A 14,221-nucleotide genomic window follows, 5' to 3' on the forward strand; every position below is an offset into this window, starting at 1 on the left:
TCGTTTGACTGCTCGATATCCACTCGCAAGGCCTCCATTTGCCCCGCGAAATCTACGCCATCCCAATCCTGCGCAAGGCCGGGTTCCGGCGGCGCTTACGACTAAACAGCCCGTCGTGCGCGGGTTTCTACGAAGTTTATTAGTCCTAAAGGTATCAGATATGGCAGTGAAAGCAGTGTGCATTGTGACGCGCAGCGAAGAGGGGCGTGGCGCGATTGCGGTACGAGTGGATAATGACGAGAACGTCTATTTTCCCTTGAGCGTCACAGAAGCGCTCGAACTGGAAGAGTTTGAAGAAGTGGAGGCGATCATGGTGCGCAATGATCGCGCCGATCCGCCTTGGCGCGCAATCCGGGCACGCTTGCCCGATGCTGGCCGATCAGAATAAGCGATACAAAAAAGGCCCCCGTTTGAAGCGGGGGCCTTTTTGATGTGATGGTGGTGGGCGGTTATGCGTCCTTGGCCAGCCACTCTTCTAGCCATTTGATGGTGTAATCACCGCTGAGGAAATCAGGCTGGTTCAGCAGCCGCTGATGCAGCGGGATCGAGGTTTTGGGGCCTTCGATGACCATTTCCTGCAAAGCGCGCTTTAGCCGCATGATGCAGCCTTCGCGGGTTCGGCCATAGACAATCAGCTTGGCGATCATCGAATCATAGTATGGCGGGATTTTGTACCCGGCATAGAGGCCTGAATCGACGCGGACGTGCATGCCGCCTGCCGCGTGATACCCCTTCACCAAGCCCGGCGACGGGGCAAAGGTGAACGGGTCTTCAGCATTGATGCGGCATTCAATGGCGTGGCCTTTGAACTCGATCTCGTCCTGCTTGACCGAAAGCGCTTTGCCATCGGCAATGCGGATTTGTTCGCGGACAAGATCAACGCCGGTGATGGCTTCCGTGACAGGATGCTCAACTTGCAGGCGCGTATTCATCTCGATGAAGTAAAACTCACCGTTTTCCCATAGAAACTCGATGGTGCCCGCACCGCGATAGCCCATATCGGCCATCGCGCTGGCGACAATGCCGCCCATCCGGTCACGTTCCTCTGCCGAAATGACCGGCGATGGCGCTTCTTCGAGCACTTTCTGGTGGCGGCGCTGCAAAGAGCAATCGCGTTCACCAAGGTGGATTGCGTTGCCGTTACCATCACCGAAAATCTGGAATTCGATGTGGCGCGGATTGCCGAGGTACTTTTCAATGTAGACGGTGGCATCGCCGAATGCGGCCTTGGCCTCGGTTCCGGCTTGCTGCATCAGTGTTTCAAGATCATCGGGGCCGTTGCACACTTTCATGCCGCGCCCGCCGCCACCAGATGCGGCCTTGATGATGACCGGATAGCCTACGTCTGCTGCAATCCGCTTGGCTTCTTCGATTTCCGAAACCGCGCCGTCAGAACCCGGAACGAGGGGCAGGCCGAGCGCGCCCGCGGTGCGCTTGGCTTCAACTTTATCGCCCATCGTGCGGATATGTTCAGGCTTTGGCCCGATCCAGATGATATCATGCGCTTCGACGATTTCGGCGAACTTGGCGTTTTCCGAAAGGAAGCCATAGCCCGGATGGATCGCATCAGCGTGGGTGATTTCCGCCGCTGAAATGATGGCTGCGACATTGAGATAGCTGTCTTTGGCCGCTGGCGGGCCGATGCAGACGGCATGATCGGCAAGCCGGACATGCATCGCATCGGCATCTGCGGTGGAGTGTACCGCGACTGTTTCAATGCCCATTTCGTGTGCGGCGCGATGGATGCGCAGCGCAATTTCGCCGCGATTGGCGATCAGAATGCGTTTGATGGCCATGTGCGGCCCTTACGCAATCACAACGAGGGGCTGGTCAAATTCGACCGGCTGCGCGTTTTCTACCAGAATTGCGGTGACGGTGCCTGCGTTGGGGGCAACGATGGGGTTCATAACCTTCATCGCTTCGATGATCAGCAGGGTGTCGCCAGCCTTGACGGCTTGGCCAACCGAGACAAAGTTGGGTACACCCGGTTCGCCCGCAAGGTAGCAAGTGCCGACCATTGGTGACTTTACGGCGTTTGCATCCACTGCTGGCGCAGCAGCAGGAACCGGAGCTGCTGCAACGGGCGCGGCGGCAAGAGCAGGCGCTGCGTATTGCTGAACGGGCGCTGCGGTCAATTGCCGTGCGACGCGGATTTTGCGGTCACCGTCTTCAACTTCGATTTCGGACAATCCGGTTTCGGCAAGAAGTTCAGCCAGTTCGCGCACCAGCTTGCCGTCGATTGCCATGTTTTCGGCCTTTTCGCCGCGGTCGTGCCCCATTTTGTTGTTCCTCGCGGGTATTATTACAGGCCTCGCGCCATGCCCGCATGCTGTGTTGCTGGCAAGGGGTTGTGTGGCCAGAGCGTGGAAAAGCTGCTTCCTAGAGCCGGGAAACGGCGTCCAATGCGACAACATAGCTGTTGGCACCAAAGCCCGCGATGGTGCCCTTGGCCGCCATGCCGACGAAGGATCTGTGGCGAAATTCTTCGCGTTTGTGAGGGTTCGACAGATGGACCTCGATCACGGGCACGGTAATCGATTTGATCGCATCATGGATTGCTACCGATGTATGCGTATATGCGCCTGCGTTCAGCAGGACCGCTTTCACGCCGGTGGCGTGCGCTTCGTGAAGCCAGTCAACAAGGTGGCCCTCGTGATTTGATTGGCGGACATCGACCTCCAAACCGAGTTCGAGGGCGCGGTCTTCGAGCATTCCCGCGATGTCGTCGAGCGTATCGGAGCCGTAGATTTGCGGCTCGCGCATGCCTAGCATGTTGAGGTTGGGACCGTTAAGCACGAATACGGTGGTGCTGGCCCCGGAAGTATCGGGCTGGGCAGGCTCGGTCATGGCAAATCCCCGAAAAGGTGGTTATTGCCCGCGGTGATAGCCTGTGATCTTGGACAATCAAGCCGTTGTCATAGGGATCATTGTTGTATGGGAGGTGCCTGCATGTTTTGCGGCGGTGGACCGATCATCGTCTGGCCCGGCACCGTATTGCCGTTGTAGGGATCTTCTTCCGGCATGATTTCTTCGGGAAATTCTTCAGGTTGAGCAGCGCCGCCGCTAGAGGATGAACTGCCAGACGCGGCCATGGTCAACGCTTCTTTCGAACGGATCTCGGCCTGTTCGGCTTTTTTCTCGACCGCAGCCAGGCGGGATTCGAAATCGGCATCAGGTGACGGGTTGTTGCCGCACCCTGCCAGCAACAAGGCAGGCAACAGGGTGGGCAACAGGGCGGGCAACCCGGGAAATGTGGCAGAGGTGGTTTTGATGCGGTTTTGCATGGTGTTTTACGGCCTGAACTTGTGCTTCTCAGGCAATACCAGTCCAAGGTTACCAGAAGCTAACCACACTCTGCCGAATATTTAGCGATCCGAGCCTTTGACTTTGCCCCATTGGCGGGCTGCAGTGTAGCCAAGGTAGCCCGTGCCAAACAACGCATAAAGTGGTTCGGGCAAACCGTTAAGATAAGCATTGATGCCGCTGGCGATGGATTGGGCGGCCTCTGGCCGGAAGGCTGCGATGATCCCCATGGGCAAGGCCCACAAGATCATGGCGTACATCACATAAAGAAAACCGGGACGCGCGCGGCTTGTCCACGGATCGGTGGAATTGGCTTCAGCGACAATGGCGGACATGCGTGTGCGCAAATGCTCAAGCTCTTGTGAGCCTTCAAGCTTCAGCAGTTCAAGCTTGGCACGATCGCGTGCTTCGTTGTCGGGAATGACTTTATCAAGAATTTTGGTGACCGGTGAGATCAGCGCTTCGAAAAATGACATGGGATAGGCGTCCTTCCTGTTGGAGACGCACAATCAGATAACCATATCGGTTCGTGTAGGAAAATGGTTTGTCTATTGGCAAAGCCGGTGGAGTATTTTCAGCGGCGCAGTTTCGTGCCGCGGACTGTCCAAGCGCTGGTTAGGCTGTGGCTTGGCGTTTCATGTCGGCAACGATGGTTCCGGCAGGTGCAAGCAATTTGCCACTGGTTGCCGAAGCGCTATTTTCAAGGAATTTGAGAAGTTCTTCCAAAGCGATGGGACGTGCGACCAAGTATCCTTGCGCCATGTCACAGCCCATAACCCGCAACAACGCCAAACTGAGCCGATCTTCCACGCCTTCGGCCGTGACTTTCATTTCCAATGCATGTGCAAGGTCTATTGTAGCTTTAACAATTAAAGGGTTGCGATGACTGGTGCTCAAGCTGCCAATGAAGTTGCGATCAATCTTCAGTTCGTTTGCGGGCAACCTTTGCAGGTATTCCAACGAACATACGCCTGCGCCAAAGTCATCAATGGCAATGAAAATTCCAGCTGCTGCAATGGTTTCGAGGCTGCGCAGGGCCATATCAGGATCGGCGATAACCGCAGTTTCGGTGATTTCAATGCCGACTTTATCGGCATGGCCATGAACAGTGCCGATCACTGCGTCTGCAAAATCCGGCGATGACAGCAAGCTGCCAGAAACATTGACAAATGTCCGGATCGGAAAGCCGGATTGATGCATGATCGTTGTATCGAAAACAGCCTGCTGAAGCGCCCAAAGGGTAAGCGGTGCAATACTGCCTGTATCTTCGAGCAGGGTTATCAGTTCAGCGATGTTGGCTTCGCTCCCGTCATCGCGCGTCCATCGCAACAAGGCTTCTACTGACGGTATCGTGTTGTTGCGGACATCCAGCTTGGGCTGATAGGCCAGCGATAGCGCGCCTGTGTGCAATGCCTCTGTGAATTCTTTGATCAAGGCAATGTTGCGGCCAGCTTCAACCCCGTCATGTGCGCGCAGAAAACCGCTGGCCAAATGCGCGCGTTCAGCCGCGCTATATGTATCAACCGCAGTATCAAACAATAGCCGCGCTTTAACGGTTATTGCCAATGTTACGCCAGCAACAGATACAGTTTGCGGTAATGCTGCCAAAATCGAAGCAATTGCTTGCTCCATTGGCGCACCTTCATCGTGCGAAACTACGATCTGCAAGGACATTTCGCCAACCAGGACTGATGCCGGCATTGTGACGGCACGTTCAATCTGTCCCGCCAAATGATCCAGAACGGCTTTGGCTACCGATAAGCCGAGCAGCGTCCTGATTCGCTCAAGCTGCCGCACGTCAAGTTGATAATAGGCGTGGCGCAGCCGTGGTGCCGGTTTTACGCATCTGTTATTTATAGATTTTCTTCGACAGTACAGGGATAACGATAAGCAAAGCAATGCTGCGCCTGCAAGGGCAGAAGCCAGCACATATTGTAAGGAACCGAAGCCTTGCATAGAGGCTTAATGCCCTGAGTGTCTGAATATGCGGTAAATTTTGTTTAGGGTGAGGATTAATGAGGTACGGCGTTATTGATAATCTTTGGATTGTTATAATAATGACGAACACGTAACGTAAAAAACTTGGTGATTTACTGAAAATTAAGCGTGACCCTTAGGTGGCAATTTACACGCTCCCCGTATCCAAGATGACGGAAGTAGAAATTTTCTGCTGGGGTGACGAGATGACTGTTATAAGCAAATGGCTGAGTGGGGGGAGCGCATTAGCTCTTGCCGGAAGTGCTTTAATATTGCCGCAAACTGCTTTTGCACAAAACGCACCGGAAACGGTTAGCAATACCGTTCTGAATGAAACTGACGATCGACCAGTAATCGCGATGGGCGGCACGGTTGGTTCTTACAGCAGCAGTGTTGATCCGCTGCGTGGCTTGATCCGGGCGTTTGAAGGTGATCTTGATCCGTACATCGGACGCATCCGCGCTTTTGAGGGCGGGATCGACCCTGCCATGGGGCGCATTCGCGCGTTCGAAGGTGACATTGATCCCTATCGCGGCCTGATCCGCGCATTTTGGGGCGACCTGGCCCCGGTGGCGGGCGAAATCGACCCAAGCATCGGTCGCATTCGCGCCTTTACCGACAGCTTTGTCCCATCGAGCAGCGAAATATCTGCCGCTTGGACACTTGCCGAACAAACGCAAGATTATACGCAAGTAACATCGCTGTTGAACGGGATGATTTCGCAATCCGCCCAAGAATGGCAAGGTCAAGTTCAGCAAATCACCAACAGTGATTTCAAAACTGCTGTTCAAACGCCATTTCTGGCAAAGTGGAACGTACAGTTGGACCAGCCCGAAACATTGGCTGGGTGGGCGTTGTTTGACCGCCAGGCATTCCTGCTCGACTGGTATGACACCGTGCTGAACTATTCGGGCATGGACCGCTATGATCACTGGATGAATGCGGTGCGATGGACGCCAGCAATCACCCAGATTCAGGGCGGTGGCAGCGATGCCGTTATCGGGCTGGTCGATTTCTTTGCGGCCAATGATGCGGACGTGCGGTCCAAGGTTGTCTATTCGGGCGGCTACACCGGGGTGAACAATGCCCATGGCGCGGCGGTTGGCAGCTTGATCGTGGCTTCGCACGACGGCAAGGGCGTCATGGGCATTGCCCCGCGCGCTAAAGTTGCTGCCTACAATCCGTTCGACAGCAGCATGACCGCCAACTGGGCCGATGTGCGCGCCGGCATCTCTGCGGTTGGTTCACGCGGGGCATCGGTCATCAATCTTTCGCTGGGTGTTGAAGGCTTTACGCTGCCATCTGAATGGCGCGATGTATTCAAGACGTCGGCGATTGATAGCTTCAAGGACAAGACGATTTATGTGATTGCGGCGGGCAATGACGGATCGGTCCAGACCAGCAACATCGATATGTCCGGCGCACTGGATAGCACTTTCCTGATTGTGGGATCGGTCGATCCGCTCGGCCGCATTTCGGCGTTTTCGAATACTCCGGGGACTGCCTGCATTACAGTATCGGCCAAATGCGAAAATACCGCAGTATTCAAGCCGGGCGGTGACAAGTTTTCGAACTCTGACTACCTCAAGGAAAGCGGCTTGTTGATGAACCGTTTCCTTGTAGCCCCGGGTGAAATGCTGCTCGTTTCTGATGGCGCGGGCGGTGTTACCCGCATGTCGGGCACATCGTTTGCGGCACCGCTGGTTTCAGGCGCAATTGCCCTGATCCAGGATCGCTGGCCGTGGCTGAAGAACCATCCGCGCGACGTAGCCAAGATTATCCTAGAAAGCGCGCAAGATTTGGGCGCGCCGGGAGTCGATGCGGTTTATGGACACGGCTTGCTGGACATCGAGGCCGCACAATCCGCGCTCGATTTCAACAAGCTGAAGTATTACGCCTATGACGGCGCGGCGGGCAATAAAAAGAACGGCAAGGAAGTAAACGCCAAGGCGTTGTTGGCTAAAGGCGTGCAGGCAAGTTGGGCCGGTAGCAACGCTTACTTCACTGCCTTTGAAGAGATCGATAGTGCCGAGCGTGACTTTTTGATCCCGTTGTCCAGCCGATTGTTTGACCAGTCGGTGAATGGCAGGGCCTTCCAGTCCTATATGTATGATCTGTTCATGACCTGGGTTAGCGGTAATGCTGGCTTCCAAGGTGGTGCCAATGGCCTGATGCCAACCAAGCCGCGTTTTGCCAGCCTGACCGACAATGCCAAAGCGGGCATCGGGCAGAGCGGCAACGGATGGAGCTATGCCATGAAGGGCCGCTTCATGACCCGCGAAACACGCTTCGGGTTGCAGCCGGGCTTTTCCTCGTCTCTTGAAGTTGCCGCGCCTGATGGTTTTGCGTCGTTTGCGGTGGGTTCTGGTGATGGTGCATTGTCGATTGCCGGCAACGGAGCGATGCAATTGTCTTCAGACTTCAATCCGCTTACCGGCGGTAATGATCCGCTGCTCGGCTTTGCATCGGGCGATGCCCATATGTCGGCAAAGGTCAAAGTTGCACCGAACCTGCGTATCAGCTTTGGTTTGACCAACAACCGGCGGGACATCGAGAATGATTTCCGTAATGCGCCGCTGTCTGAGGATTTGATCAGCCAGCAGCGTTTGCTTGGAGATTATGAAGCCACTGCGCTGAACGTGCGGTTTGACCGGTCGCTTGGCGAACGCACTAATGTTTCGGTTGCGCTGACCCAATTGCACGAAGCGCGCGCCATGCTGGGTGTGCGGTCACTGTCTTCCGATGACTTTGGCAAGGGTACGGTATCGCGCAGCGCAACGCTTTCATCGGACACGATGATTGGTGACAGCTTGCAGCTGTTTGCATCGGCAACAGTCGCCCGTACCAGTTCCGATCGCAGCGCCAGCTTCCGTCTGGCCAAAATGACCAGCACGGCTTGGCAAGTCGGCTTTGCAAAGTCCAATCTGCTGGGATCAAACGACAATCTGCGTTTCACTTTGGCGCAGCCGCTACAAGTAGAAGCCGGACAAGTTGAATTCAGCTCAATCGGAGTGGTCAATCGTGAAACGGGTGAACGCGGGGTGATCACGCAGCGTTTTGACATTGCCGATCCCGCCCGCCGCCGCATCCGCGCCGAAGCACATTACGGTGCGGCCATGGCGGATGGAAAGACCAATCTGGCGCTGTTCAGCAGCATGGAAACCCGCAATGTCCGTTCCGACATTGCTCGCTGGACAGTGGGCGGCCAATTTCGCACACGGTTCTAAGTAGGGACGCGCCGAAAAGACCTGCGGAGAAGAGGTGAAAACGCAGTGTTTATTTGAGTTTTAACCGATCACGGTTACTCTCTTGCTATGCGCTACTATCTCCACATTGTGTTGATTGCCCTTTTGCATGTTTGTTCGCAGCCCACGTCCGCGTGGGCTGCGTCGTCAGATACGGGCGTATTTGACAGGGCGATTGCGGCTGCCAAAGCCGACATGATGGCGGACCCTGCCGCAGCGCTGCGGCAATCAGAAAAAGCGCTGACCCAAACGGACAAGTTTACCGGTAAAGGGCAACAAGTCGCGCGGGCTACTGCATTGTGGCTGAAGATCGAGGCGAACATCGGCCTGAACCGGCTGGATGCTGCGCAGCAAAGCCTTGGTGAAGCGCTTGCCCTTGTGAAATCCGCTGCGCCAGAAACAAAGCTGCATGGCGACCTGATGCGGTCACAAGGCGCGGTGGCTGGTATTGTTGGCAAAGCTTCCGAAGCGTTGACCAGTTACCTTGAAGCGCATCGCATTTTTCGCAAAGCTGGCGAGAAGCGTTCCGAAGCAATGGCGCTGCAGGACATCGGGCAAATCTATTGGGAAGCGGGCGATTATGAGCGCATGCTGTCCTATGTCGACCAAGCGCAGGAAATTTATAACGACGACCCCGGCATTGCACTGAGCGCGAATAACAATCGTGGCGAGGCATATCGAGCGTTGCGCCGATGGGCAGATGCGGAAAAAGCGTATGCTGCAGCATTGGCCAATACACGGGCGCTGGAAAGCCCGATGCTGGAAATGCGGGTTCTGAGCAACCTGGCGCAAGTCCAGATTGAAATGGGCCAATTGAACAAAGCCACGCAAAACGCGGCCTTGGCTGAGCGGTTGGGCAGGAACCCCGAAGCGCGCGATTGGTTGCCATTTGTTTACGGTGTGCAGGCGATGATTGCCATCAAACAGGGGCGTGATCAGCAAGGCGCAGCATTGTTGGACAGGCTGTTTGCAGGGACGGATTTGGAAAAGACCGACCTTTCCTATCGCGAACTGCACAAGGTTGCGGCGGACTTCTATGCGCGGCTTGGCCAGCCAGAGCGGGCTTTGCGGCATCTCCAGGCTTTTCAGCGGTTGGACGGTGAAGTTCGCAATTTGATCACATCAACCAGTTCGCAACTGCTTGAGGCGCGATTTACTTCGGCCAATCAAAAGACCCGCATCGCCGAACTGAAGCAAGGCCAGTTGCAGCGCGATTTTGAAATCGCGCGGCAAAAGGGCACAATTGCAACCGGGCTGTTGATTGCGGCTTTGGCCCTGATCGTGGTGACAGGCTTGGCGTTTCTTTCCATCCGGAAAAGTCGCAATGAAGTGCGCGATGCCAATATTGTTCTAACCGATGTGAATGGGCGGCTGGAAAGCGCACTGCGCGCCAAGACCGATTTTCTGGCCATGACGAGCCATGAAATCCGCACACCGTTGAACGGTATCATGGGGATGACGCAGATCATCCTTGCTGACGACACCATCGACAAGAGCACGCGTGAGCGGGTCAGTCTGGTGCTGGGCGCAGGGCAGACGATGCAGGCACTGGTCGATGACTTGCTGGATACTGCCAAGATGGAGGGCGGTGAAATTACCGTGAACCGGCAGGCCTGTGACGTTGGCAAAATTCTGACCGAAAGCTTCCACTTGTGGCAGGGTGAAGCCCAACTGAAGGGCATCGAACTGACGCTCGACGCCTCTGCGGTGCCGCCGGTCAGTTATACGGACGGCGGGCGTTTGCGACAGGTGATCTTTAACCTGCTGGCCAACGCAATTAAGTTCACGCTCGAAGGCAAAATCGCGCTTACTGCCAAGCCGACCGACGATCAGAACCTTGAGATCCTGGTCAGCGATAGTGGCATTGGCATTCCTGAAGACCAGCTACAGTTGATTTTTGAACCATTCCATCAAGTGAACAATGGCATGTCGCGCGATTTTGGCGGGACCGGCCTTGGCCTTTCAATTTGCCGTAACATCATAACGGCATTGGGCGGCGAAATCAGCGCGGCCAGCCAGCAAGGTGCGGGATCAACTTTCCGCATCGTTCTGCCGGTTGCAGGCGTTGCAGAAGCAGCGTCATCTGTCGCCAAGGGTGGTGATGGTGCGACGACCAACCTTGGGGCCACAGAGACCGGGCGGCTTACCCTGATGGTGGATGCCAACGAACTGCGTCAGGCCAAAGTGAAGGCCGTGATCGAGCCACACGTCGACGGCGTAGTTGGCGCACGCACGCTCGCACAAGCCGAAGGATTGCTCAAGCTCGGCAATGTGGGTTTGATGATTATTGATACTTCGGCACTTCCGGAAGACGAGGATTGCGCTGCGGAACTGGCGAACGTGCTAGCTAGTGCAAAGGCACATCAGGCCATAACTTTTCTCTTGCTAGCGCCTGACAATGAGGTGCAAACGGTTGCAGCCCAGTTCGTAAACGCCGACGTTATCTTGCAGAAGCCTTTGAAGCCCGCGATATTGATCGCCGAGTTGAAGAAGGCTTTCAATAATAACAACCTGCATCAACACGTTGCTTAGTATGGCTGTAACCAACAGTGCATTTAGGGATGCAATTGAATGCGCGTGATCTTCGTTGAAGACGATGCCCTGAACCGGCGAGTCGTGCAGGATATGCTCAGCGTGATTGGCGTCGAAATGGCAGAGGCCGAAGACGCACCAACTGGCTTGCAGATGTTGGCCAGAGAAACCTATGATCTTGTGCTGATGGATTTGCGGATGCCGGGCATGGATGGCCTGACTGCCATTGCCCATCAGCGCTGTGCCGAAACGCAAAGCCAAATTCCGATCATCGTGGTGACGGCCGACACTGCACCTGATCTCAAAGATCGCTGCTATGCGGCCGGCGCCAACGATGTGATCATGAAGCCTGTGGCGTTGAACGCGCTCATCGATGCCATTGGCCGCGCTGTGGTGGGCGCCGCAGACGATGACATGATGCTGGATTGATCCCGGTTCAGGGTCGGCACAAGGCGCGCTATTCCACCGCCAAAGACAGTTGCACCATGGTCACGCTGCGATAGCGCGTTCGATCCAATCCCGGGTGTCCGGGATTGCGGCTTCGACTTGGGGCAGATCGTTGATACACAGGAATTTGAACTGGGGCTGGAGAGCGCGGGCAAGATAGGCCCGTACATGCGGCAGCGGGTAATCAAGCACAGCTCCGGTGCGTAGGTGGAGATGATCTTCGTTTGCATGAAGAACCGCATTGCCCGAGGCAATGCAGGCATGATTGTGCAAACCTTGTGGCAGGAACTGCGAAACGCAGCGGAAACGATGGCCTATGTTGGTCACGAACGCGGCACGGTGCCGATCAAAAAGCTGGGCCATCACTGATCGGCGCAAGGGGTGGACGACGTGCGCTGCCCGGAACAGCCGGTCCGGTCGAAATCCGGCAAGCGAGGCTGCGTTAATCTGGGTGAGGGCGTTAAGCAGCGTAGGGTCGTCACGGCTGGCAGGATCGGCAGCAATGGCGCGCTGATCCACCCAACCGCCGCGCAACACGGGCGCATCTCCCTGAAAGACATCGCCGGGGGCCAGCGGCCCTGTCAAAAACACATCATCGTTGAAATAGACGAAATGTTCGGCCAATCCCGGGATGCGCCATAGCAGCGTCTCTATGGCCAGCGAGTTGAACGTTGGCAGTGCGCTTTCATGGCCGGCGAACAGGGTGAGATGATCGACGATTGTGATGCGCGCGACCAGTTCGTCCGGAAGTTGCGAGAGGTCGGGCGTTTGCGCATCGGTGATTATCCAAATCCGCCCGATCCAAGGCGCATGATTGGCAATCGAGCGCAGGCAGTAACTTAGCTCGTTATTGCAGGCCCAACGGTGCGGATTGATGGCGTTGGCGTTGCGCTTTGCTTGTGGCTGATAATGGCCGCGTTTGGCCAAATGTAGCGGATCAAGGCCGTCAACCCATGTGATGACGGCGTCGATACGCAGATCGTCGCTATAATTCTGCATTTGTCCCGTCCGGGCGATTGTTTGGTCTGCCACGATAGAACAGGACGAAGCGGCCATTGGCGCGCAGCGGCGCACAAGTCAATATTCCCCAAGGCTTCTGGAAGCAAAGCTATCCGAGGGCCGGCACCCCTGCGCAAGTGATCCCTGTTGCGCAAAGGGTGCCGGCAAGGACCTACAAATCGTGCAACTTCATTTCGGCGTCGGTCTTTACCAGTGAACCGGCATCGTATGCGTTCTCAACGACCCTGTAGGTCGTCAGCCAGCTTTTATCCGAGACTTCAAACCGGCAGTAGCCGCGCTGGCGGGTATTAAGGTGTTGAACATGCGGGTTGGCAGGCCGCATTGTGTCCATCTCGTGCATCCATCCGCAATCCGAACTGATCGAAGTGCCTGCAAATTCGTGCGCGACCGGTTTCGATTTGGCATCGAATGGCGAGGCGTGGAGTGTCATAGCTGCCGCGCAATGCCAGTCACCACTTAGCGCGACGGGATTGCTGATTCCGTCGCCAAGCAAATCGATCATGCGTTGCCGAGCGGCGGGGTAACCATCCCACGCATCCATGTTTACGGCTGGTTCTGCCGGAGCATCGTTAAAGCGATAAGGCGACAGCCACATTTGCGAGGCGAGCACGTTATAGCGGGCTTGTGATGACCGCAGAGACTGGGCCAGCCATTGCTCTTGCGCGGCACCAAGGACGCTGCGTTTCGGGTCGGCGTGGCTGTCGCATGGCAGTTGGCCGGGGAACTCATTGCCACAGACCTGATCGTCGCGGAACTGGCGCGTGTCGAGCAGATGGACTTGTGCAGCGCCGAAACGGTAAATGCCGGTCATGTCCAGCGATGCCTCTATGCCATCAATTTGTGGCGGCCTCTCAACCGGCATGTGTTCATACCACGCTTTGAATGCGGCCAGCTTGCGGACCTTGAATTCTAGCGGGGTTTGCGCCCACGGGTCTTGCGGCACGTTTGCGGCCCAGTTGTTGTCGACTTCGTGATCGTCCATCGTCACCAGCCATGGCGCGGCGGCGTGGGCCGCCTGCAATGCAGGGTCCGTTTTGTATAAGGCATAGCGGTTGCGATAGTCCCACAGCGTTGTGATTTCCGCACTGTTATGCTGGCGCACCGTGCGGAAATTCAGCGTCTCGCCGGGCTTTTCAACCGCGCGGTTGCCCAGCGTGCTTATGCCGCCTTCGTAAATGTAATCGCCAACATGGATGACGCAATCGGGCGTCCACGATGCCATGTCGTTATAGGCGGCATAAAATCCGCTCTGCCAGGATTGGCAACTGGCCAGCGCGAGCCGGACCTGGTTGCTGGAAGGGCTGGATGTGCGCGTCCGGCCCAGCGGGCTTTCAAAATCACCGAGGGTGAAGGCGTACCAATATTCGCGGCCCGGACGCAGGCCTTCAAGCTTCAGATGCACGGAATGGGCATCTGCCTGCGGCGCAGTTATAGTGCCCTCGCGCAGGACTTTGCGCCGTTCGGCATCCTCCCAAACGCGATAGCCAACTGTCACGTCCCCAAACGGCATTCCGCCGCCTTGCAAGGGATCAGGCGCGAGGCGGGTCCACAGAATGACGCTATCGGGCCTTGGCGTACCCGATGCCACGCCAAGCGTGAAGGGATTGGTCTTTACAGCCGCGCGCGCGAGCGATCCTGATAGCAGCAGGCCGGCACCGGCGGTTCCCATAAACAGACGACGTGTAAGCATGGTTAGT

Annotated in this window: 12 protein-coding genes; 4 read left to right on the top strand and 8 right to left on the bottom strand. The window is 56.2% G+C overall.

All coding sequences use genetic code 11. The annotated features are described in order from the left end of the window. Positions 1–160 precede the first annotated feature (160 nt). On the top strand, positions 161–388 hold the full coding sequence (locus tag B7Y89_RS05505; RefSeq protein ID WP_292936540.1) for a hypothetical protein: 228 nt from the start codon (positions 161–163) through the stop codon (positions 386–388). Between the two features lie 61 nt (positions 389–449). On the opposite strand, the gene accC is transcribed toward B7Y89_RS05505, so the two are convergent. The 6 genes from accC to B7Y89_RS05535 form a co-directional block, all read right to left on the bottom strand. Further along, positions 450–1,796: an acetyl-CoA carboxylase biotin carboxylase subunit gene (gene accC, locus B7Y89_RS05510; protein ID WP_292936542.1), complete on the bottom strand. Its 1,347-nt coding sequence runs from the start codon at positions 1,794–1,796 to the stop codon at positions 450–452. 9 nt (positions 1,797–1,805) lie between these two features. Beyond that, positions 1,806–2,279, bottom strand: coding sequence for an acetyl-CoA carboxylase biotin carboxyl carrier protein (gene accB / locus B7Y89_RS05515; protein WP_292936543.1), 474 nt, complete (start codon positions 2,277–2,279; stop codon positions 1,806–1,808). 100 nt (positions 2,280–2,379) lie between these two features. Continuing rightward, positions 2,380–2,847 carry a type II 3-dehydroquinate dehydratase gene (gene aroQ, locus B7Y89_RS05520; protein WP_292936544.1) on the bottom strand — a complete coding sequence of 156 codons (468 nt, stop codon included), beginning with the start codon at positions 2,845–2,847 and terminating at the stop codon, positions 2,380–2,382. Between the two features lie 77 nt (positions 2,848–2,924). Then, positions 2,925–3,284, bottom strand: a complete 360-nt coding sequence (locus tag B7Y89_RS05525) for a hypothetical protein (RefSeq protein WP_292936545.1) — start codon at positions 3,282–3,284, stop codon at positions 2,925–2,927. An 81-nt stretch (positions 3,285–3,365) separates the two neighbouring features. Further along, complete coding sequence (locus B7Y89_RS05530) at positions 3,366–3,779, bottom strand: holin family protein (protein ID WP_292936547.1); 414 nt, start codon at positions 3,777–3,779, stop codon at positions 3,366–3,368. Between the two features lie 139 nt (positions 3,780–3,918). Continuing rightward, on the bottom strand, positions 3,919–5,004 hold the full coding sequence (locus tag B7Y89_RS05535; protein ID WP_292936549.1) for an EAL domain-containing protein: 1,086 nt from the start codon (positions 5,002–5,004) through the stop codon (positions 3,919–3,921). A gap of 548 nt (positions 5,005–5,552) precedes the next feature. Here B7Y89_RS05535 and B7Y89_RS05540 point away from each other — a divergent pair. From B7Y89_RS05540 to B7Y89_RS05550, 3 genes are all read left to right on the top strand, one after another. Next, the gene (locus B7Y89_RS05540) at positions 5,553–8,507 is read left to right on the top strand and encodes a S8 family peptidase (protein ID WP_292936551.1); all 2,955 of its coding nucleotides are present in this window, start codon (positions 5,553–5,555) and stop codon (positions 8,505–8,507) included. Between the two features lie 216 nt (positions 8,508–8,723). Then, complete coding sequence (locus B7Y89_RS05545; RefSeq protein WP_292936553.1) at positions 8,724–11,057, top strand: ATP-binding protein; 2,334 nt, start codon at positions 8,724–8,726, stop codon at positions 11,055–11,057. A 39-nt stretch (positions 11,058–11,096) separates the two neighbouring features. After that, entirely contained in the window at positions 11,097–11,486 is a 390-nt protein-coding gene (locus B7Y89_RS05550) for a response regulator (RefSeq protein WP_292936555.1), read from the top strand. A gap of 60 nt (positions 11,487–11,546) precedes the next feature. Here the strand turns inward: B7Y89_RS05550 and B7Y89_RS05555 are convergent, their stop codons facing one another. Continuing rightward, positions 11,547–12,503, bottom strand: a complete 957-nt coding sequence (locus B7Y89_RS05555; protein ID WP_292936557.1) for a stealth family protein — start codon at positions 12,501–12,503, stop codon at positions 11,547–11,549. Positions 12,504–12,675: 172 nt separating this feature from the next. Further along, complete coding sequence (locus B7Y89_RS05560) at positions 12,676–14,214, bottom strand: alkaline phosphatase D family protein (RefSeq protein ID WP_292936559.1); 1,539 nt, start codon at positions 14,212–14,214, stop codon at positions 12,676–12,678. Positions 14,215–14,221: the final 7 nt, after the last annotated feature.

This window comes from Novosphingobium sp. 32-60-15 (assembly GCF_002280675.1).
Classification (GTDB): domain Bacteria; phylum Pseudomonadota; class Alphaproteobacteria; order Sphingomonadales; family Sphingomonadaceae; genus Novosphingobium.